General features: G+C 66.3%; 18 protein-coding genes. 6 read left to right on the forward strand and 12 right to left on the reverse strand.

Annotated elements, in window-relative coordinates; translation table 11 throughout:
- Positions 1–10 precede the first annotated feature (10 nt).
- Positions 11–1243, reverse strand: coding sequence for an acyl-CoA dehydrogenase family protein (locus ABIA65_RS18550; RefSeq protein ID WP_354524489.1), 1233 nt, complete (start codon positions 1241–1243; stop codon positions 11–13).
- An 85-nt stretch (positions 1244–1328) separates the two neighbouring features.
- Complete coding sequence (locus ABIA65_RS18555; protein ID WP_354524490.1) at positions 1329–2012, reverse strand: ScbR family autoregulator-binding transcription factor; 684 nt, start codon at positions 2010–2012, stop codon at positions 1329–1331.
- A 524-nt stretch (positions 2013–2536) separates the two neighbouring features.
- Here ABIA65_RS18555 and ABIA65_RS18560 point away from each other — a divergent pair.
- Positions 2537–3460 (forward strand): FAD-binding protein, encoded by a 924-nt coding sequence (locus ABIA65_RS18560; protein ID WP_354524491.1) that lies wholly within the window; start codon positions 2537–2539, stop codon positions 3458–3460.
- Here ABIA65_RS18560 and ABIA65_RS18565 read toward each other — a convergent pair.
- Genes ABIA65_RS18565 through ABIA65_RS18575 form a run of 3 tightly spaced genes read right to left on the reverse strand, consistent with a single transcriptional unit; the run spans position 3407 to position 8086 of the window.
- On the reverse strand, positions 3407–5260 hold the full coding sequence (locus ABIA65_RS18565; RefSeq protein WP_241400115.1) for a sensor domain-containing phosphodiesterase: 1854 nt from the start codon (positions 5258–5260) through the stop codon (positions 3407–3409). The two genes, ABIA65_RS18560 and ABIA65_RS18565, sit on opposite strands and share 54 nt — an antisense overlap.
- A complete protein-coding gene (locus tag ABIA65_RS18570) occupies positions 5229–7415 on the reverse strand; it encodes an Rv1355c family protein (RefSeq protein ID WP_354524492.1) in 2187 nt (728 codons plus the stop codon). The genes ABIA65_RS18565 and ABIA65_RS18570 overlap by 32 nt, the downstream gene beginning before the upstream one ends.
- Positions 7412–8086, reverse strand: a complete 675-nt coding sequence (locus ABIA65_RS18575) for a hypothetical protein (RefSeq protein WP_354524493.1) — start codon at positions 8084–8086, stop codon at positions 7412–7414. The genes ABIA65_RS18570 and ABIA65_RS18575 overlap by 4 nt, the downstream gene beginning before the upstream one ends.
- Before the next feature lie 429 nt (positions 8087–8515).
- Here ABIA65_RS18575 and ABIA65_RS18580 point away from each other — a divergent pair, with 429 nt between their 5' ends.
- Entirely contained in the window at positions 8516–8968 is a 453-nt protein-coding gene (locus ABIA65_RS18580; RefSeq protein WP_354524494.1) for a MaoC family dehydratase, read from the forward strand.
- 83 nt (positions 8969–9051) lie between these two features.
- Here ABIA65_RS18580 and ABIA65_RS18585 read toward each other — a convergent pair whose 3' ends face one another.
- A complete protein-coding gene (locus ABIA65_RS18585; RefSeq protein ID WP_371747129.1) occupies positions 9052–10320 on the reverse strand; it encodes a H(+)/Cl(-) exchange transporter ClcA in 1269 nt (422 codons plus the stop codon).
- A 241-nt stretch (positions 10321–10561) separates the two neighbouring features.
- On the opposite strand from ABIA65_RS18585, the gene ABIA65_RS18590 reads away from it, so the two are divergent.
- From ABIA65_RS18590 to ABIA65_RS18600, 3 genes are read left to right on the forward strand one after another with little or no spacing between them, the layout of a single operon-like run.
- Positions 10562–11914, forward strand: a complete 1353-nt coding sequence (locus ABIA65_RS18590; RefSeq protein ID WP_241400108.1) for a flavin-containing monooxygenase — start codon at positions 10562–10564, stop codon at positions 11912–11914.
- Positions 11911–12537, forward strand: coding sequence for a TetR/AcrR family transcriptional regulator (locus tag ABIA65_RS18595; protein ID WP_241400106.1), 627 nt, complete (start codon positions 11911–11913; stop codon positions 12535–12537). The genes ABIA65_RS18590 and ABIA65_RS18595 overlap by 4 nt, the downstream gene beginning before the upstream one ends.
- Before the next feature lie 8 nt (positions 12538–12545).
- A complete protein-coding gene (locus ABIA65_RS18600) occupies positions 12546–13508 on the forward strand; it encodes an alpha/beta hydrolase (protein WP_354524495.1) in 963 nt (320 codons plus the stop codon).
- Here the strand turns inward: ABIA65_RS18600 and ABIA65_RS18605 are convergent.
- Positions 13459–14937, reverse strand: a complete 1479-nt coding sequence (locus tag ABIA65_RS18605; protein ID WP_354524496.1) for a class I adenylate-forming enzyme family protein — start codon at positions 14935–14937, stop codon at positions 13459–13461. The two genes, ABIA65_RS18600 and ABIA65_RS18605, sit on opposite strands and share 50 nt — an antisense overlap.
- 20 nt (positions 14938–14957) lie before the next feature.
- On the opposite strand from ABIA65_RS18605, the gene ABIA65_RS18610 reads away from it, so the two are divergent.
- Positions 14958–15305 (forward strand): DUF732 domain-containing protein, encoded by a 348-nt coding sequence (locus tag ABIA65_RS18610; protein WP_371746827.1) that lies wholly within the window; start codon positions 14958–14960, stop codon positions 15303–15305.
- Positions 15306–15354: 49 nt separating this feature from the next.
- Here the strand turns inward: ABIA65_RS18610 and ABIA65_RS18615 are convergent, their stop codons facing one another.
- From ABIA65_RS18615 to ABIA65_RS18635, 5 genes are all read right to left on the reverse strand, one after another.
- Positions 15355–16176, reverse strand: coding sequence for a mycofactocin-coupled SDR family oxidoreductase (locus tag ABIA65_RS18615; protein WP_241400103.1), 822 nt, complete (start codon positions 16174–16176; stop codon positions 15355–15357).
- A gap of 127 nt (positions 16177–16303) precedes the next feature.
- Positions 16304–17908, reverse strand: a complete 1605-nt coding sequence (locus ABIA65_RS18620) for a class I adenylate-forming enzyme family protein (RefSeq protein WP_354524497.1) — start codon at positions 17906–17908, stop codon at positions 16304–16306.
- Positions 17901–19472, reverse strand: a complete 1572-nt coding sequence (locus tag ABIA65_RS18625; RefSeq protein WP_354524498.1) for a class I adenylate-forming enzyme family protein — start codon at positions 19470–19472, stop codon at positions 17901–17903. Before ABIA65_RS18625 ends, ABIA65_RS18620 begins: the two co-directional genes overlap by 8 nt.
- On the reverse strand, positions 19462–20946 hold the full coding sequence (locus ABIA65_RS18630) for a class I adenylate-forming enzyme family protein (protein ID WP_354524499.1): 1485 nt from the start codon (positions 20944–20946) through the stop codon (positions 19462–19464). The genes ABIA65_RS18625 and ABIA65_RS18630 overlap by 11 nt, the downstream gene beginning before the upstream one ends.
- Positions 20946–21734, reverse strand: coding sequence for an enoyl-CoA hydratase/isomerase family protein (locus tag ABIA65_RS18635; RefSeq protein ID WP_354524500.1), 789 nt, complete (start codon positions 21732–21734; stop codon positions 20946–20948). Before ABIA65_RS18635 ends, ABIA65_RS18630 begins: the two co-directional genes overlap by 1 nt.
- Positions 21735–21736 lie beyond the last annotated feature (2 nt).

Genomic DNA, 21736 nt, shown 5'->3' on the forward strand with positions numbered 1-21736 from the left:
GAATCCCTACCTAGAGTCCGAGAGCAGCCTTGGCCAGGATGTTGCGCTGAATCTCGTTGCTTCCCGCATAGATCGACCCAGCGCGGTCGTTGAAGTACCGCAGCGGGGCCACCGCCTGCCACGGCTGGCCGCTGACGTATCCGTCGGACGGCGGCACGAACTCGGCCACCGGTCCGCCCGGGCACGTGGCGTGTGGCTGGTAGACGCGACCCCGTGGACCCGCGGCCTCCATCGCCAACCCGGTGAGCGTCTGACTTAGCTCGGTGCTCAGGATCTTGAGCATCGAAGAGTCCGATCCGGGGTGCCCTCCGCCGGCCAAAGCCGCCAGCACCCGGTACTCGAGGATCTCGAGCACGTCGGTGCGAATTCTGGCCTCGGCCAGTCTGCGGGCGAATCCCGGGTCGTCGATGAGCCGCCCACCAGAGGGGCCCGGGGCAGATGCTGCGCTGGTGGCGACATTCTCGGCAGCCACTTGCAGCGCCGGGGCATTGGCTCCGCCGCCACGTTCGAACTCGAGGAGGTACTTGGCGACGGTCCACCCGTCGTCGATGCGACCGATGACGTTGGACTTGGGCACCCGTACGTCGTCGAAGAAGACCTGGTTCTGGATCTCCTCGCCCGATGTCATCACCAACGGGCGGATCTCAATGCCGGGCGCGCTCATATCGATCAGAACGAATGTGATGCCCTGCTGCTTCTTGGCCGACCGTGTCGTGCGGACCAGGGCGAACATCCAGTTGGCCTCCTGGGCGTGCGTGGTCCAGATCTTGCTGCCGGTGCACACCAGGTCGTCACCATCATCGACCGCCGCCATCGTCAAGGATGCGAGGTCGGAACCGGATTCGGGCTCCGAGTAGCCCTGGCAGAAGAACACCTCACCGGTCAGGATCCGCGGCAGGAAGTACTCCTTCTGCTGCGGCGTGCCGTAGGCGACGATCGCGTGGGCCACCATTCGGATGCCCATCGGCGACAGTGACGGAGCACCGGCCAGGGTCGACTCACGGCTGAACACGTAATGCTGCGTCAGGCTCCAGTCGCAGCCGCCGTACTCGACCGGCCAGGCAGGCGCGGCCCATCCACGCTCGTGAAGTATGGCCTGCCACTTCAGACTGGCCTCGTGATCGCTGTAGACGCTCGTCGCGAGGCGGCCCGCCCGTTGCAGATCGGGAGTCAGCTTGTCGCGCAGAAACGCGCGTACCTCGTCGCGGAACTCAAGGTCGGCCGGCGACCAGTTCAGGTCCATGAATACGTCCCGTTCGTCGTCCCGCTTTGGATGCCTGAACCAGATAGTAAACCTAGTTCAACTTCGTCCGGGGACTGCTCGCGGTTTAGGGGGTGGACCTGGATTCCCGCGTGACGGCCTCGCGATTGGGGGCACTGCCGCGCATTGATTGGCGAGCAACGAATTCGCGGTAATAGGCCAATGACTCATCGGAAACGATTGCGGGCAACATGATTTCCAGGGCGCGCGTGAAGCGTGCCCGCAGATCTTTACCGTTGGCCAGTGCGCTGGAGAACAATTCGGCACCGAGCATGGCGCCCACGATTACGTTGCTGGATTCCTCCGCGTCGAGGCCGGGGCGAAGATCTCCCTCGGCGACAGCGCTCGCGGTCATCTGTGTCATCTCGTCCAGCAGCGCCACGTACGTCTGCTTGGCGCTCGGGTTGAAGCCACCGAAGGTGCGCAACAGCCGACTCGCCGCCTGCGCCACGCGATCTCCGCTGAGGACGTCGGTGATCATGAACAGCCCGTGGACGATGTTCTCCATCGCGGGCGAACTCGACCTGCTCGCGGCGCGGAACGTGTCGAGCACTGTCGCCGCACCCTCCTCGATGATCGCTGTCGCCAGTGCCTCTTTGGAGTCGAAGTGGTAGTAGAGCGCACCCTTGGTCAGCTCCGCGCGCTCGATAATGTCCGCCAAACCGGCGGCGGGATATCCGATCTCGTTGATGAGATCTATCGCCGAGTCGATGATCCTTCGTCGGGTCGCCTCGGACCTAGCCTGGCGCACCACCGTCGAATACCTCCGTTGACTTTTCGGAAAAACGCTACGTTCTTAACGGAATCATAGATTGTCAGTTCCGAAGGATGCGGCATTCCGGTTCTCGAGTGCCGTCCCGTGGCGTGTGGGCGTTGTCAGAATCACCAAGGGCACGGCGTTCGCGAAGCCCGAAGCGACCAAGGGTGATACCGATTCCAGGCCGCCATTTCGCCATGTATGCGTCCGCAACCATCGCAGACCTTCGGTCGAATTTCTGCCCCCATATCAATCTAAAGGTATGTAAAGTAACGCCATGGCGGCTCTCGGTTTGATGTCGCAGCCGACTCGGCTCCGCGTTGGCAAATTTTGTCGAGATCGGTTGTCGGCGGTGCGTGGTGTGTCACTCCCGCGCGCGCGAGATTCGCTATGCGGGGGAAAGAGCTGTCACATGCGACGTTGTCGTTCGGGATGGCACGCGGGGGTCGTTGGCTGACACTTCACTGAGCCGCCGATGACCCCTCTCAGCTGGAACAGCAATTCGGGGGTACGAGCACATGTGGGATATCGAAGTCGACGTGGTGTCCGTGGGGGCGGGCACCGGTGGGCTGGCGGGTGCCATCGCCACCGCGGATGCCGGCGGCACGGCTCTTATCGCCGCGCCGACCCCCCGCCGTGGTACTGGGACATCGGCCGTCGCGACTCGCCAACGTGTCCACTCCACGTGCGGGTGGCTTCAGCACGTGGGGATGGACACCGAGACCGATCGGTTCCTGGCGTCACTCGCAGAGGACGTGCCGGGACCGGTCTACCTCAACCGCAATATGCCGGTTCCGACGCGCGTGGTCTCCGCGCTCCCTGACGAGCGTGTCGTCGAGCCCTTCCTGGGGTCGACGTTGATGGACTGGGCCGTCCAGTGCCTGAGCACTCCCTACGGAATGCTCAGCTCCAGCGTGTCCGGGTGGAACGGAACCAGGATGCGATCCACTGACGGCGAAACCATCGAGGTCGTCCCGATCGGCACGCTCGACTGGCGTCATGGGCTGGGCGAACCTGTGCTGTGGGACTGGATGCTCGATCGTGTGCGGGAGCGCGAGATCGAGATGCGCACCGACACCGGTATGGAACGGCTCGTGTTCGAGGGTGGCCGCGTCGTCGGCGTCGTGCTGTGGACGGCTGACGGCCCGCTCGCCGTGCGTGCTCGCCGGCGCGTGATCATCGCGCCGGTCGAGCACGACCACACCACTGTCGGCATCGCACCCGTTGGGGAGGAGCTACGGGAGGTATGTCTCGTCCGTCGTTCTGCGAGCCGCTTCGGGCGTGTCGAACTGCTCAGGACCGTCGCGGCCGAGGCGGCCAGCCGCCCGACGTGCCTGGGTCCCGTGGACGCGTTCCTCGCCGGGCTGCACGAATTGCGGCAGTCACCCTCAAGCCTCTGGCGACACGGGAAAGTGCACCGGTACCCGGCCCTCGGCCAGTAGCTCCAGCATTTCGTCACCCGATAGCGGAACTGACAGCAGGAAGCCCTGAGCGCTGCTGCATCCCAGCCGCAGCAGGGTGGCCGCTGCGACGGCGGTCTCGACACCCTCGGCCACCAGTTGCAGACCGAAGGCGTCAGCCAACGCGATGATCGCCGTCACGATCGCCAGATCGTCGGGATTGTTGCCCAGATCGGTCACAAAGCTGCGGTCGATCTTCAGCACGTCGACCGGCAGTGACTTCAGGTGCGAGAAGACGCTGTACCCCGTGCCGAAGTCGTCGATGGCGACCTGCACTCCGACATCACGCAGCCCCTCCAGGGTGACGGTGGTGGTCTCGATGTCCTGGACCACCACGCTCTCGGTGATCTCCAGGCACACCCACGCAGGATCCAGGTGGAACTCTGCCAGGATGCTCGCCACCGATTCGACGAAGCCGGCCGTAACGAGTTGCACCGGTGAGACGTTCAGTCGGAGCACAATGTCTCGAACGGCATGCGAGCGCCACCGCGCGAACTCTGCGCACGCCGTCCGCATCACCCAACGGTCGAGTTCACCGGCCAGATTGATGGATTCGGCGACGCCGATGAACGATGCGGGGGACAGCAGTCCGCGGGTCGGGTGCTCCCACCTGACCAACGCCTCCGCCGCCAGGACCTCGCCGGTGCGCATGTCAACCTCGGGTAGATAGCGCAGGAACAGGGCACCGCTCTCGATGACGTTCTGAAGATGCAGTTCGATGTCGTTGCGCAACGCCGCCTGCAACGACATCTCGTCGGTGAACACCGCGACGCGGTTTCCACCTGCGGCCTTGGCCTCGAGAACCGCCTGGTCGGCGCGCCGAAGCAGGTCTTCGTTGGTGTCCTTACCAGGCTCGCCGATCGCCACACCGATGCTCACGGTGCGTGCCAGCATCTCGCCGTCGATCGACACGCGCTCGCGCAACACCCCCAGCAGGTGATTGGCGAGGTCCTCGGCGTCGGTGGCCGTGGTCGGTGCAGCCGGGACGACGACGAACTCGTCCCCGCCGAGGCGGGCGATCATGCTCGAACCCTTGGTGCCCCGCTTCAGACGGTCGGCGAGTACGCGGATGAACCAGTCGCCCGCGTTGTGGCCCAGGTAGTCGTTGACCGTCTTGAGCCGGTCGAGATCGAAGAACAACGTCGCGACGGGGCCGGGACTGTTGGGCGCCAGCCTGGCGTCGAGGTGATCGAGCAGTGCCCGCCGGTTGAACAGGCCGGTCAGGTCGTCATGCTCGGCGAGAAAGCGAAGCCGATCCTCTGCCGCCACTCTGGCCTGTACCTGTGCGAACAGCGATCCGATGGCCTCCAGCGCATTGAGTTCGGCAGGGAGCCACTCGCGATCACCGAACTTCACGAAGCCGAGCACACCGGTGGTGGTGTCGCCGGACACCAGAGGTGCGGCCGCCATGGATGTCGTGGGGATGTTGCGGCCCTCTTCGATGCGGCGCTGATAGTCCGCGTCGTCGGGTCGGAACACCAACGGCTTCTTGCCGTGCTCAGATTCTGCGAACACGGGATCGGCGTCGGCGAAATACACCACGCCCAACGGGTCCGGAACGGGCACGCCCGGCCGCTCGGGCCACTCGGCGACCAACAGCGATGCACGGATGGAGTGGTCGTTGTAGCGCAGGAAACTGACGTCCACGTCGAAGTACTCGACCATCACCGCGAGGACGCCTTGTGCCACTTTCACCGACGTCGCGGCATTGGACGCCATCAGGTCGACGGCGACGTTAGTCACCAGTCGGTCAAGGCTGACGCGGGGAGTCTTGGGAGACATTTGAATCAGAATATCGCCGCACGACGGAATTCATGTTGCGTCTACGGCTCTTGACCGTGGCCGGGGGTGTCACCGCGAGCCGCAGGATGAGGGCAGGCGCGTCACCGGCGACCCCCGAGAGGGCTCCGAAACGCGCGCTGAGGTCGGACAGCTCGGTGGCACGGTCACGTGAGACCTCGAGGAAATCGCCATCGGACTGTGCGTACAGGAATGCCGGTGAGATGGGCTGCACCGACAATCCGCGGTCCTGCGCGGTGACCCACACGGCTTCGGCCGCGGCTCCGCCGCGGGCGTAGTCGGTCAACTCGGTGCCGGCCACTGTGATCACGGCCAGCGCGCTGCTGGACGCGACACGGGCCCGGGTGTCGGCGCCGAGCACACGACCGGCGTCCCACGCGGCCAGCGCCGCCATCACATCGGGGCGCGCAAGGAGGTCCAGGACCGGCAGTGTTCCCGCGTCCAGCTCGAGGCTGCGCACATCGATACCCGAATCCATGGCGTCGGCACCCGGCCAGCGCAGCTCCGACATCATTTCGGCGTGCAATGCGGGCGTCAGATACCTGATCCGATCTGCGGTGGCGAGAATGTCTGCCGCGCTGTCGATCTGAGCACGCTCAGTCAGCAGGCACAGCCGCGCCCCCTCGCGGGCGGCTGCGCTCGCAAGCGCCTCCTGGACGTCGTCGGTGAGGCTGGTGGGAGCACCGAAATGACGATTTGTCTCGCGGTGCAGCAGCGCGGGATAGAGCGCGGCACGGGCCGGGTCATTCCCCGGCACGAAGCGCACCGTCGCTCGCAGGGGCCACTGCTCGGCCGGCTCGGCCCCGGTGGGTTCGAGGTAGTCGACCTGCGCCATGACGTCGTTGCCGACGGCAGCGACGGCCGCCGACGCGTTGAAGACGGCCGCCCCGATCGCCACAGCGCTGCCGCGGAAGCCCAGATCCATCGTCGTGGTCAGCGCGGGGTTGAGCGTGATCTCGACGGACTGGTCGTGAGCCTCGATCGCCCAGGGCTGGCTGTTGCCACCCGAGGGTGCCCGGAGGGCCGCCGTGACGACAATCCCGATCAGATCCTCGGGTCTTTTCTCCTCGGGCTCCTCAGGTGGCACGGGCGGTTGCGGGATCGGCGGTTCCTCGATCCGGTCGAGGGCTGCACCCACGTCGAGCTGCACCCGACCCGAGGACAACGGCTCGGCGAGACCGATCCGTCTGACGGCCTCGGCAACTCCGCCGGCGCCGAGCGTGACATCGCCGGCCAACTGTGGCCACGTCGCCAGTGACTGCCCCACCTCGAGCAGCGAGGCCGCGGCTCGGGCCGACAGCCCGGTGTGCTCGACCAGTCGCATCACGTGGGGGATCTTCTGCTGACTGCTCAACTCGCTCAGCCCCGCAACGTCGAGGGCGCCGAGCAGGCCATGGAACAGCGGCCGGTCCGGTTCGAGGTCGAACCTCTCGACGTCGATGCGTCCTCGATCGCTGGTGGCCATCACCACCGGTAGCTGGCGTGCCCGTGACTCCTGGCGGACCAATGCCTTCACATCCAGCGAGTCGCACTCCTCGATCACGACGTCCAGCCCGTCGAGGAACTCCTCGACACTGTCGCCGACGAGGCCCGCCGGCCACGGCTGCACCGACAGGTATGGGTCGAGTTCGGCGATCCTGCGCGCGGTGGCGATTGCCTTGTTGAGACCGAGGTCGAACACGCTGGCGGGCACGCGATTGAGGTTGGACAGTTCCAGTTCATCGAAGTCGGCCAGTCGCAACTCGCCGCAAAGGCCCTGTGCGGCGAGTGTGTGCGCGATGACGTGACCGGAGCTGAGCCCCACCACTCCCACTCGGAGCTGGCCGAGTCGATCCTGCTCATCGATCGTGACCAGGTTTCGGTTGCGATCGAGTCGAAGGCGCCGGAAGGACTGTGGGCCAAGGATCTTGACCAGCGATCTGCGCCACGAGTAGTAGGCCCACCGGGGTGCCTCGTCGGCCAGTTCGGATTCGTCCGTGGTCAGCGCGCGAAGCAGTGCTTCGTGCTGGACCGCCCAGGTGTCGATGGTCTCGATGGTGGCGTCGGCCCGCAGATCTGCCAGGGCGCCGGCGTCCTCGGCGCGCGAGTCGTCCAGGACGACAGCACCGAAGCTAACTCTGTCTCGGCTTGGGGTCATGACACCAAGGCCGCGCGGCGCGACACCACGGCAATCTCACGCAAGATCTTTGATACCTGTTCCGGCTCGGCAAGTTTGGAGAACGTTCGACGATCCCACCACATCATCTTGGTTCGATAGCGCTCATCAGGATAGGGGGCCGCCGGGATGGGGGCCACAACGCCCCCCGAGGTGCCCCAGCGTTCCAGCACATGGGGCGCGGACGTGGCCATGCAGAACTGGATCCCCATGAGTTCCATGGCGTGGAATCCGCTGCGTGCCAGTGCATTGGATACCGGGCGAGCGCGGTTGCGGTCGTTGGTGGTCCAAGCCGACTTCATCTCGAGAATGCCGAACGGCACCCTGTCGTCGATCATCTTGCGCACCGCGGGCAGTCCTTCGTGGTTCTCCCACTCGACCACCGCGTGCGAGTCGTCGGCACACGTCAGCGGTCCGATCGCGCGGACGCCGCCGGTGACTCGGCCCGTGTCGTCGACCAGGGCCCAGAACATCGCGGTGTCGTGGCCGTCGCTGATCGCGGCGACGTCGAGTGCGTCCTCGACGCCGTGGCGGCGATAGCTTTGGTCGGCGCCCTGCAGGTATTCCGCCCACAGGCCTGGGTCGACGTCGGGTGTCGACAACACCATCGTTGCCTCTGAGTCCGAGTCCCACCAACTGATGTTTTCGGTCATCCGAAACGCAGCTGAGGTCTTGAATTCGAGGGAAGGTACGCTCATTATGGTTTCCATTCGTGTGGCGGTCCGGCGCCAAGGCATGGCGCCGCTAACTGGCGTCATTCGCATTTGTGATGCGTGTAGCAAAGTCAGTATTGGGCCGTTTCGCGCGCTGAACCAGCCTTTTGAGACCGATTGAAGATCATTTCGTTGCAGGTCGCGTGGGCTAAGTGGGGCCGTTTGCGCGCGAATTGGCGAATATCGCAATTGTTAAATCTGGGGAAGTCCCTGCATGCGAGTCGTCACCCCGAACTGTGGCGAACTCGAGGCGAACTCGCGGCCCTGTTTGCGTCGTTTCAGCAAATAGGTCGTTGTGTTCCCATGTCCCAGCGACTAGATCTATTACCGGCGGTGTCCATCTCCGCCAACCCACCGAGAGGAGTACGCGTGAAAGTCTTCAATGATCTGAGCGAGTTTGCAGCGGCCCAAGGCAGCCAACTCGGACCCACCGAGTGGATGGAGATCAGCCAAGACCGCGTGAACCTGTTCGCCGACGCCACCGATGATCACCAGTGGATCCACATCGATCCGAAGAGGGCGGCTGACGGCCCCTTCGGCGGCACCATCGCCCACGGCCTGCTGACACTGTCGCTGCTTCCGCACTTCTCCCATCAGCTCTACCGGGTCGACGGCATCACGCTGGCCGTCAACTACGGCTACAACAAGGTGCGGTTCATCACGCCGGTCAAGGTGGGGGCCCGGATTCGGGCGCGCGGAGAGGTCACGGCCATCAATAAGCTCGAGGGTGCGGTGCAGGCGACCACAACCATCACCGTGGAGATCGAGGGATCCGAGAAGCCCGCCGCGGTCGCTGAGAGCATTGTCCGCTACATCGCTTGATTGAGGCGGACGGCGAAATATAGCTTCCACCAAGCTTTCCCATCCCCGCGCGCCGTTACGGCGCACGGGGATGGGAATCGTCGTCAGGCTGTCGTGGGATTGGCGGGCATCCGCTCCCGGAGGCTGTCGTAGATCGGCGGCGATCTCAACAATTCAGCGACGAGAACTGCCGCGGCGGTGGCAGCCAGCATCGGTACCGCCACCGATGTCGTGGCCGTCATCTCGATGACGATGACGATGCCCGTCAATGGCGCTCGGACAGTCGCGCCGAAGAATGCCGCCATCCCGACGATCGCCATGGGAATTGCCATCGACGCATGGTCTCCGGGCCACACGGCGTCAAAGCCCCCGACGAACAGCACTCCCCATAGCGTGCCTATCGCCAGCAGCGGGGCGAACAGTCCCCCGGGTACTGCTGCGGCGTACGACAGCGGGCCGGCAATGAACCGCAACGCGAGAAATCCGGCGATCGCAGCCAGGACCATGCTGTTTCCGCCCAGGATCAACTGGTTCAGGGTGTCGCCACCGCCGGTCGCCAGTGGCTGGATGAACGTCACCAACCCGATCAACGCACCGATCACGGCGGCCTTCGCAACCGCGGGAATCCGGGGCACCGCTTTGACACGGTCGAGGAAGGTCAGCACCAACCGGTTGTAGAACACGCCGAGGCATCCGGTCAGCAGGCCGAAGACGATAAACAGGGGAAGCCAGGAAAGTGCCGGGGACGCAACCGGTTCGACCTGAAAGTCGGCATGGTTTCCGTTGATGAGCCGCGAGCATCCGACCGCCGTGGCAGTGGCGAGAACCGTGGCAAGAACGGTTCGGAGCCGGAAGGACTTCGTCACCTCCTCAAGGGTGAAGAGCGCGCCTCCGATGGGGGCGTTGAATGCGACCGCGAGACCGGCGCCGCCCAGGGCGGTTTGCAGCATTCTGACCTCGGAGTCGGGAAGCCGGGCGCGTCGTGCCGCCTCTGCTCCGATCGCCGCACCCATGTGCACCGTCGGCCCCTCGCGGCCCAACACCAGTCCCGAGCCGATCGCCAGCACGCCGCCGACGAACTTCGCCGGAAGCAAGCGCAGCAGTGGCGGCGTGGCGTCGCCTCGGTGAACGGCCTCAACGTGCTGGATGCCGCTGCCGGCAGCCATCGGCAGCCACCGCACGATCAAGGCCGCGAGTGTTGCGCCGGCCGCAGCGGCGGCCATCACGACGAGCCAGCCCGGGCCGGGTATCCGGTGTGCCCAGTCGGCGAGGTCGGCGCGCAGCCCATCCGCTGCCGTGAGGCACCAACGGAATGCGCCGCCGACGAAGCCTATGAGCACGCCCGCGACCATGGCGGTGACGCAGATGAGCATGATGCCGTGGGTGGAGTCGGGCGGCGGTGTCGGATCAGCCGTCGAATTCGTCATCCTGTCGCACGCGCCAGTCTGTCGCCTGTGGCTGTCATCTGACCATTGTGGGGGAGACGTCACGAGATCAGGATCGTGGGCGCGCAAGACCAACCGCACCTCTCATTTGACAGTTGTCAGAATTCATTGACGTACGTCAAACCCGCTGATAGTGTCCCGCCGCATACCGTGAGGAGCGGCCTTGAACATGACCTTTTCGCGCACGACGCCGCGCACCGCCGTGATCGGTGCGGGCATCAGCGGTTTGACCGCGGGAAAGATGCTGAAGGATTACGGCGTCCCCTATACGACGTTCGAGACGTCGGACCGGATCGGCGGCAACTGGGCGTTCGGCAACCCCAACGGGCACAGCAGCGCGTACCGGTCGTTGCACATCGACACCTCGCGCCAGAGGTTGTGCTTCAAGGACTTCCCGATGCCGGAGCACTATCCGTCGTTTCCGCATCACTCCGATATCAAGACCTACCTCGATTCCTACGCCGACGCATTCGGCTTACTGGAGAACATCGAGTTCGGCAATGGCGTGGCGAACGCACGTCGCCGCGACGGCGGCGGCTGGGACATCATCGACCAGGCCGGCGAGCACCGCGAGTTCGATCTGCTGGTTGTCGCCAACGGGCACCACTGGGACCCGAGACTGCCGAACTTCCCCGGCACGTTCGCGGGTGAGTCGTTTCACTCGCACCACTACATCGACCCCCGACAGCCTCTCGACCTGACAGGTAAGCGGATTCTGGTCGTTGGCCTGGGCAACAGCGCGGCCGACATCACCGTCGAGTTGTCGTCGAAGGCGCTACAGAACCAGGTGACACTCTCGACGCGGTCGAGTGCCTGGATCGTGCCCAAGTACATCGCCGGACGCCCGGGTGACACCCTGTGGCGCACCACCCCGCACCTGCCACTGTCCTGGCAGCGCAAGGCACTTCAACTCGTCGCGCCCGTCATGGGGGTGGACCCGACCATGTACGGCCTGCCGCAGCCGAACCACAAGCTCTTCGAAGCGCATCCAACTCAGTCGGTCGAACTGCCCCTACGCCTCGGCTCAGGCGACGTGACCCCCAAGCCGAACATCGAGCGCCTCGACGGCGACACCGTTGTATTCGTCGACGGCACCAGCAGCGACTTCGATGTGATCATCTACGCGACCGGATACAACATCACGTTTCCATTCTTCGATCCGGAGTTCCTCAGCGCGCCCGACAACCACATCCGGTTGTACAAACGGATGTTCTCCCCGGGTATCGACGATGCAGTGTTCATCGGATTCGCGCAGGCGGTCCCCACGCTGTTCCCGTTCGTGGAGTGCCAGTCCCGGCTGCTGGCGGCCTACGCTGTCGGCCGCTACGCACTACCGTCAGCCGCCGAGATGGAACGCGTGATCGACGCCGACCAGCAGCGTTACACCGGGCACTGCACCGAAAGTGCGCGCCACACACAGCAAGTCGACTACTACGTCTACGAACACGACCTCCGGACCCGTGAGATCCCCGCGGGGATCAAGCGTGCAGAGGGCCGACCGTCGAGGCTGGTCCCGGCGTGAGATCTGCGACCGATCGTCGGCCCCCTCAGCGCAGCGACCACCGCCGGGAGGCCATTCTCGACGCGCTCGACCGCTGGCTGCGCGAGGAGAGCCTCGAGGCGGTCAACATCGCGGAGATCTCCAAGCAGGCTGGGGTGACTCGTTCGGCGTTCTACTTCTACTTCGAGAACAAGGGCGCGGCGGTGGCCGCATTGATGGGCCGGATGGTCGATGAGGTGTTCGCGGTCAACGACGCCTTCACCATGGCAGAGGATTCACCGGACGGACGCATTCATGCAATGCTCGACGGGCTGTTCGCCAGCTGGGAGGGCCACCAGCACATGTTCAAGGCGATGCTCGATGCGCGCGGAACGAGCGCCTCGGTGCGCGATATCTGGGACGAGGCCCGCGAGTCGTTCGTCGAGTCGGTCGCGGAGATGATCCGCGCGGACCGAGCGGCGGGGCGGGCGCCCGCAGGCGTGGACGCCGACGTCTTGGCCTCGGTCCTGCTGGAGTTCAATGACCGCCTGCTGGAACGGCTGACGCTGGGCGGGACGCTGACGCGTGAGCAGTTGATGGACGGCGCGGCGACCGTCTGGCTGCGTTCCATCTACGGCACCACCGACACCGCCAAGCAGTCATAGGAGATGGCATGACCCACACCGACGTCACCTTCACCTCAGAGGGTGTCGCCTGCAGCGGCTGGCATTTCAGCGCCAACTCCGACCGGCTCGCGGGCCCCGGCGGCCGACCGGTCGTGGTGATGGCGCATGGCTTTGGCGGGACGAAGGACTCCGGGCTGGAGCCGTTCGCCGAGCAGCTCAGCGCCGCGGGCGCCGACGTGCTGGCCTTCGACTACCGCGGGTTCGGGGCGTCGGATGGTCAGCCACGCCAGTCCATTTCGATCAGGCGACAGCAGCGGGACTACCACGCGGCGATGAATGCTGCCAAGCGCCTCCCCGGCGTCGACGGCGACCGGATCGCGTTGTGGGGATCCTCGATGTCGGGAGCGCACGTGTTCCAGGTCGCCGCCGACCGCCCCGAGGTCAAGGCGGTCATCGCGATGACACCGCTGACAAGCGGGTTGGCGGCTGGGCGGGCGTCGGTCGGTGAGCACAGCGTCCTGACAGCGCTGAGCTGGACGCTCACGGGGATGGCGAGCAAGGTGGCCGTCGCCCGCGGCGCGAGCCCCACGATGATGCCGTTGGTGGCGCTGCCCGGCCAGCGGGCGGCGCTTGCGCTGGACGGCGCCTACGAGAGCTACACCTCGATCGCGGGACCCACGTGGCGCAACGAGATTGACGCCGCGGTCGGCATGGAGATCGGCGCGATCCGCACTACGGCCGCGGCCAAGCGGATGCGGGCGAGACTGCTGGTGCAGATCGCCGACTTCGACCGCTACGTTCCCGCCGAGTCCGTCGCAAAGACGGCCGTGCACGGCAGGGGCGAGGTCCACCACTACCCGTGCGACCACTTCGACGTCTGGCCCGGTCACGAGTGGCACGACAGAGTGGCCGCCGATCAGGTGGCGTTCCTGACGCGCGTGTTCGCCCCCGGTGTGGGCGCTAGCGCGGATTCGGCGGTCGATACCACGCAGCCACTTCGCTCGGTCTGACCTTCATCGCCGCATTGCGGGGCAATGCCTCGGCGATGGCGATCGCAACGGGCACGTGGTGACTCGGCAGTTTCTCGCGCACCAGATCCCTCAGCTCCGACTCCGACGGCGGGGTCGCATTGCGGCGCAGTTCGACTGCCGCGAAGGGGACTTCGCCGAGGCGGTGATCCGGTACGCCCACCACACACGCGTCGAGAACTGCGGGGTGCGTTATCAGCACCCGGCGCACCGACTCGGGCAGGATCTTGAAGCCGCCGCGGTTGATCGCGCCGTCGCTGCGACCGTGCAGCGTGATGAATCCGTCCTCGTCGATCGACGCCAGATCTGTTGTGCGCAGCCAGTCGCCACCCATCACCTCGACGCGGGCCTCCAGCAATCCCGTGTCGCCCGTGGGCACTGTCTCGCCGGTGTCGGCGTCGATGATCCGAACGTGCACACCTGGCAGCGCCCGACCCGAACTGTCGGGTTTGGTGTCGCCGAACCGGGCGCGCAGATCCGGGGTCCACGCGCAGATTGATCCGGCGAACTCCGTTGCGCCATAGGCCCACAACACGGGTATGCCGAAGCGCCGCTCGAACTCCACGCGGAGGTCGCGCTCCAGCGGGCCGGATCCGCCGACGACGCACTCCAGGGAGGGAACGTCGTCGCGGGTGACGTCGGAGTCGAGCAGCATCCGCACGATGGCGGGTTGAACTGCGGTTCGCCTGAGCCGGTAGGTCTGCACGACGCGGACCCACTCCGACACGGAGAACTTCTCGAGCAGCACCATCGACTTGCCCACATACGGGACGGCCAGCAGCTGGCAGACGCCGATGCTGCCGAACGGCCAGAACACCAGATCCGGTGGGTCATCGGGGGACGGCACGTGGCCGTGGATCATGCTGCTCACGGTGTGGGCGAGCACCTCGGTCCGGATCGGAATCCGCTTGGGCGCGCCGGTGGTGCCGCTGGTGAGGATGTGGATGCCTGCCTGCGCCAGGCTCCGATCGGCCCGCGCACCGCGATGCGCGCGGAGGACGGCTATGGAGTCAGGCGACAGCGACACCGCGGCGGTACCAGCACGGTCCGCCGCCTCGATGACGGGGTTGGTCCAGTCCTGCGCATCGGCGACGACGGCGCCCAGATGGAGTCTCTCGACATCGGCAGCGATTGCCGCCGCGGACTGATAGGAGTAGATCATCACGACGGGCCTGCCGTCGGCGATGAACCCGAGCAGCGCCGCGGCGTGGGGCACCCGGTTGCGGACGACGACGCCCACCGGTTCACCGGCAGGCACGCCTGCGTCGTCGAGGGCCCGCACGATCCGGCGGTGGTAGTCCGCGATGTCGTCTCCCGAGTGCCACCTCCGGTCGAACTCGATGAACGGCTGCTTGCCGTAGCAGGCAAGGCCGGCACGAAGGCGCTCGGTAAACGGCGCGGGCGTACTCATCGGCCGCTAAGGTGCTGTTTGTGAAGCGATCGATGGGCCTTATCGGCCTGGCAGTGGGCATGGGGCTGGCCGGGGTGGTGCAGGCCGCACCCGCGGGCGCCGACCAGATCGGCTACCTCGTCAACGTGACAGTGCGCCCGGGCTACAACTTCGCCAACGGCCAGGCCGCGCTGGACTACGGCTACGGCCTGTGTGGCCGCGTCGAGGCCAAGCAGAGCTACGCCGATATGGCGGCCGCGATCAAGTCGGACTTCCGCACCTCTGACGAACACATGGTGTCCTACCTGCTGAGCCAGGCCACCCAGGAACTGTGCCCCGGACAGATCTGGCAGTTGCGCCAGTCCGCCGTGGGCTATCGCGCACCCTGACTCCACTCCATCTCCTCGGTATAACGCGCCTCGGTATCACGCGCCTCTCTCAGTACTGCGTGGCGCCCTGATCGATCGACATCGCCGTTGCGGTGACGAGTTTTGACTCGTCACTGGCTAGCCACAGCACGGCGTCGGCGATGTCCTCGGGCTCGGCCATCCAGGTCGGCAGGAATGGTGTGATCATGTGGGCGAGCTGCGGATTGCTCTCCATGGTTCTGCCGATCGCGCCGATCATGTCGCCCGATCCCATATCGGAGTTCACCGCACCCGGGTGGACGCTGTTGACGCGAATGGCATGCTTGCCCAGCTCGGCGGCGAACGCCCGCGCCATGCCGGTGACGGCGTGCTTGCTGGTGGTGTAGTGGATCATGAACGGCTGCATCTTGACGCCCGCTGCGGAGCTGATCAGGATCACTGATCCGCCGCGGCCACCGTCGATGATGTGTTGCGCACCGGCCATCACGGCGTTCCAGGTACCGGTCACGTTGACGTCCATGACGTCGCGGAACGACTCTGGCGTGATCTCGTCCCAGATCTGCGGCGCGGCGATACCCGCATTGGCCACGATGACGTCGAGGCGGCCGAACTCGGCGACACCGGCATCGACGACCTCTCGAAGCCCGTCGTAGTCGCGGGTGTCGGTCACCGACGTGAGGATGCGTTGACCCGTGGCCTTCACAAGGCTGGCCGTCTCCTCGAGCTGCTCGGGGCTGGCCGAGTCGTAGGGGACGCAGTCGGGCAGCTTGCCCGCGATGTCCACGGCGATGATGTCGGCACCCTCGGTGGCCATCCGGACCGCATGGGCCCGCCCCTGTCCGCGCGCCGCTCCGGTGATGAACGCCACCTTGCCCGCCAACCGACCCGTCATCCGTTCTCCGTTCCCGTGCCATTGCCGTGAGCGGTGCCACGGTGAATATTAGTGAAGCTAACAGTAGCTGTTGCGCAGAGGCTCTCGCCGCGAAGACCGGCGATGTCGTCGAGGGCTCCCTTGGTCTTCATCGACTGTCCTCCAGTGTCGCAGCGTCGGTGAGCATGTCGCGAAGCCGACGGACGTCGACCTTGCCGGTGGTGCCGCGGGGGATGAGATCGTCGGAGTCCAGCAGCAGCCACACTGTCGGAATCTTGAACGAGCTGAGCAGTTCTCGCGCGGCGCTCCGCAGGCCGGCTGTGGTGGTGTTCGCGGCGTCGCAGACCACGGCGGCGCCGACCCGGTCACCGCCACCACCGACCACGTTGGTGACGAAGGCGCCGCCGACACCGGAGACGGTCCGCAGCGCCGCCTCGACCTCGCTCGGATAGACGGTCGCCCCGCTCACCTTGAACATGTCATCGGACCTGCCGTGATAGAACATGAACCCGTCATCGTCGAGGTGGGCCAGGTCGCCGGTGGGGTAGAAGCCGTCGGCGGTGAACAGGTCCTCGCGGCTGCGTCTGCAGATACCCCGCAGCGTGTGCGGTCCGCGGATCTCGATCTCGCCGACGGTTCCGGCGGGAACCGGCGTGCGGTCGTCGACGTCGACGATGCGGATCTCCATGCCCTCGAAGGGACGACCACAACTGCCCCAGGCGGATTCGGGCATATCGGTGTCGGCGGGGTAGCCGCAGTACGGACCGAACGCCTCGGTCATGCCGAACAGCTTGGCCCGCGCCCCCGGCCGTCCGCGCAGTGCCTGCGGTAGCAGCCCGTCGAGGCTTCCCGGCCGCAGGGCGGACAGATCGACGCCGGTCGAGTCCGATTGGCGGGCCAATGCCTCGGCCTGATCGGGCCATCCGCGGAACAGTGTGACGCGCTCGCGCTCTAGTAACTCCAGCGTGGAGTCTGGTTGTGGAGCGGGTTCGGTGACCAGCGTCGCGCCCGCCAGCAGGGCTGACAGTACGCCAGCGCCGAACCCCCCGACCCAGAAGAACGGCATCGGAAGGTACAGCCGGGTACCGGAGTCGATACAGCGCGGCGCCAGGCTTGAGGCCACCGCACGCAATGCGTTGCCATGCGAGTGCACAACACCTTTCGGTGTTCCGCTGCTACCCGACGTGAACATGATCACCAATGGGTCGCTCGGTGTGAGTGCGGCGGTCATGGCCGCCACGACGTCGCGCACGTCATCGCTCGCTGTCACCGCGGGCAGCGCCTGCGCCTCCCACACCGTGCGCAGGGCGGGCAGCGCCTGGTGGTACAGCGTGCGGTTGAGCACGCCGGTGGTGTCCAACTCCGCGGCGAGTTCGGCGGGGTAGCGGTGGCCGCGGAACTCGTTGACGGTGATCAGCGTCTGGACTGACGCAGCGCGCAGTTGCGCGACGAGTTCCCGCGGCGCGAGAAGCGTGCTCAGCGGCACCAGCACAGCCCCAATGCGGCCGAGGGCCACAGCGATCTGCACCCAGCGGACGCCGTTGGGCATGATCAGGCCGACGCGGGTGCCCTTGCCGACACCTGCCGCGACGAAGGCGGCGGCCAACTCCATTGTCGTGGAATCGAGTGTGGCGTAGTCGATCCGCTCGGCGGGGTCGATGACCGCCGGTTTCGTGCCGTGCTCGGCGCACCCGCGACGGACGAGGGCGTCAAGGGTGTCAGGGGTCTCAGGAGTCTCAGGGGTGTCAGCCATCGAACACCTCGCGAAGGCGGCGGAGGTCGACCTTGCCGCTCGACAGCAGCGGCACCTCGGTGACGGTGGCGACTCGGCGTGGCAGTTTGAACGCCGACAACTCTGACGCGAGCAGGTCGCGCAATGCCGACGGGTCGACGTGCTGATCGGTGACGAGGACTGCGGCAACGATCTCGCCGCGTTCGAGGTCGGGCAGACCGACGACGTGTGCGACCGTGCCGCCGGTGACCCGCGCGATGGCCTTCTCCACCTCGACGGGCGACACGTTGGCGCCGGCGGTCTTGATCATCGCGCCGCGCCGCCCCAGGTAGTAGACGTAGCCGTCCTCATCGGTACGGACGTTGTCTCCGGTGTGAAACCACCCGTCGGGGTCGAAGCACTCCTCGCGGCTGCGCCGGTGGTATCGCTGCATGAGATGCGGTCCGCGGATGAGCAGTTCGCCGACCGTGCCGTGTTCGACCGCCGCGCCGGTATCGGGGTCGACGACTCTCGTCTCGAATCCGGGTGCCGGCCGCCCGAATGAGCCGCGGCGCGTCTCGGGCTGGTCCGATTCGTCGGCGTGCAGCAGGAACGTGCCGCCCGCCTCGGTCATCCCCAGCATGTTGTGCCTGCGGTCGGGATCGGCTGGGCGCACGTCGGCGGGCATGATCGGGTACAGGTTGCCGCGTCGCATGGATGACAGGTCGCGTCCCGGGACGCTGTGGTGGCGGGCGAGGTGGGCGACCGCTGCCGCGAAACCATTGGTCAGCGTGGGCCGTTCGGTCTCCAGCAGATCGAGGGTGGCACCCGCGTCGACCGCGTTGGAACACACCAGGGTGGCGCCGGCGACGAGCGTGGCGAGCAGACCGAAGGCCAGACCGCCCACCCAGAAGAACGGTGAGTTGCAGAACAGCCGGTCATCGGCATCGAGGCCGCGAATCTCGTTGAGGTTGCGCTGGTGGCCGAGGACGCTGGCATGCGTGTGCACGGCCCCCTTGGGAACGTCCGTGGATCCCGATGTGTAGACGATAGCCAGTGGATCCGACCCGTCCACGTCGTCCTGTAGCGCGCACAGTAGGTCGTCGCCCACACCGTCGGCCAGGTTCGCGACCTCGTGCTGGTCGAAAACGATATGGCGCAATTGCGGTGCTCTCGCGATGAACAGCGGCCGCGACGGCGTGAACTCCCGCACGCCGAGGGCTTCGGTCAGGCGGCCGACGTAGTCGTGTGAACGATACGACCGGGCGGCGAGCAGGACCGTGATGTCGGCGTGGGCGAGTTGCTCGCCGAGTTCGCGCGCCGTGGCGAACGTGGTGAACGGAACTGCGACAGCACCGATGCGGGTGGCGGCAAGCATGCCGATGACGAAGTCGGCGCCGTTGGGGTAGAGCAGACCGATGTGGCTTCCCTTGCCGACCCCGAGTGTGATGAGCCCCCGCGCGAGCAGTGCCGAACGACGCTCGGCGTACTCGTAACTCAGCCGCTCGGCATCGCAGATCAGCAGCGGATGAGTGGTCCTCGTCCGCGCCTGCCGGATCAGGACGGACGCGATGGTCTCGGTGCCCGGCGCGATATCAGCCGCCATGCCCGCCTCGGGACGCGGCGAAGTGTGCCCGCACCGCGCTCAGGTCGGCCTTGCCCGACGGAGTTCTCGGGATGGTGTCGACGATCGCGATCTCGGTCGGGACCTCGTAGCGGGCCAGCCTGGTCCGCAGAAAGTCGGCGATCTCGTCGGTGTCGGTGTTGGATTCAGTGCGTAACTCCACCATCGCCACCGGAGTCTCGCCGAGTCGCTCATCGGGGCGGCCCACTACGGCAGCACCGGCCACGGCGGGATGGGCCTCCAACGCCAGGCGCACATCATCGGGCATGACCTTGAACCCGCCCCGGATGATCGCCTGATCGGCGCGACCGAGGATCCACAGGAAGCCGTCCTCGTCGATGCGGGCCAGGTCCGTCGTGCGGATCCAGCCCGCGCCTGGGTCGAGCTGGCCGGGCTTGACCTCGAGCAGACCGGGCACGCCGGGGTCGACGGGGTTGCCGTCGTCGTCGATGACCCGCAGCTTCGCGCCGAGGGTGGCGCGGCCCACGCTGCCGTGCTTGTCGTGCCAGTAACGGGTGTGGTCGGCGAGGCTCCAACCGGCAACGCCACCACCGAATTCGGTTGCCGCATAGGATGTCAGCACCGGGATGCCGAACTTGTCGGTGAACGCATCGGCGTCCTCGGCCGACAGCGGCGCGGTACCGGAGGTCACCGCGCGTACGCCCGCGAGGTCGTCGCGAGTCAGGTCAGAGTGCAGCACCATGCGCAGCGCGGCGGGTACAAGTGACACCGCCTTCGGCCGGTGTTCGCGCACCACCTGCGCCCAGCGCTGCAACTCGAAGCGGGGGAGTAGGACGAACGGGCGGGCCTCGGTGACGCACTGCAGTACCCGGTAGACACCGCCGATGTGCACAAGGGGCGCGTTGACGATGGCGACACCGCGCCGCGGCTCGGCTGGGGCGGTGGCGGCCTCGGGGTTGGCGCCGAGTGCGCTGCGCGCCAACATGTCGTAGGTCAGGTCGATCCGCTTCGGCGGACCGGTGGTGCCGCTGGTCAGCATGCGGACCGCGACACCGGGTCGGGTGTCTGCCGATATGGGTGTCGGACAGGGTGATAGCCGCGGTGGTTCGGTCAGCGTCGATACCGTGACGGCGGTCATGGAGTCTGACGTCCTGACCAGTGCGGCCAGGTCGTCGGCCGTCCCGATGACTATGGGCAGTCCCAGTGCCGCGATGTCATCCCTGGTGCGGTCATCGCCGCGCGCCGGGTTGATGACCACCAGCGTCGCCTCTGCGAGCATCAGCCCCAGGAACGTCGCGACGTGGACGGGTGTGTTGCGCAGCAGAACACCCACCTGCGGGTGCGACCCACCGTGTTGTGCCACGACTGTGGCGATACGCCTGGCTTGGTCGCCCACCTCGGCCCATGTCGACCAGTCGCCCTCGAACTCGATGGCGCGGGACTGTGGTGCGAGAGCGAGGACTTCGGTGATTCGCCGGGTCAGCGTGTTGGCCATCAACGAATCCTCGGCGTTGGCGGACGACGATTCGGGTCCAGCTCGGAGTCTCCGATGGCATTGCCGAGTCGGGTGTAGATCAGCCCCTGCTCGAGCGCTGCGCGGTACGGTTTGTCGAGCGACTCCCAGATGGCCTTGACGGTGCCCTGGGTCGCCGATGTCGGGTGCGCGGCGATCATGCTCGCGATCTCGTGCGCGCGGGCCCACAGCTCCTCGGTCCCGGTTGCCTCGACGATCTCTGACACCAGCCCGATCCGCAGTGCGGTCTGAGCGCTGACGCGTTCGTCGTTGCCGGTTAAGGCGATTCGCAGTGTCTCACCGAGCCCGATCCGGCGCATCAGCCCGATCGGCTCCAGCGCACACACCCGGCCGAAGCTGACGTGGGAGTCGAAGAACGTGGCGTCGGAGGAGCAGATCACGACATCGGACTCATTGACGTAGTAGAACGCCCCGGCGGTGCACATGCCCTGCACGGCACACACGACGGGCTTCCACATCTTCTGCCACTTCGGGCTGAGGAACTCGCCGGGATCCTCGTGGTTCCACACATTCGACGGCTGACCGTAGGGGGTCTTGACGTCGAGGCCCGCGGAGAACGCCTTCTCACCAGCCCCGCGCAGTACCACCGCGTTGACTCGGTCGTCGAGTTTCACGGTGCGCCAGACGTCGGCCATCTCGTGGCACATGCGCCGGTCGAACGAGTTCAGTCGGTCCGGCCGGTTCAATGTCACGGTGGCGACTCGCGCCGCCTCGTCGACGTCGAGGAGGACTGTCTCGAACTGTGGCATCT

This window comes from Mycolicibacterium sp. 624 (assembly GCF_040548615.1).
GTDB lineage: Bacteria > Actinomycetota > Actinomycetes > Mycobacteriales > Mycobacteriaceae > Mycobacterium.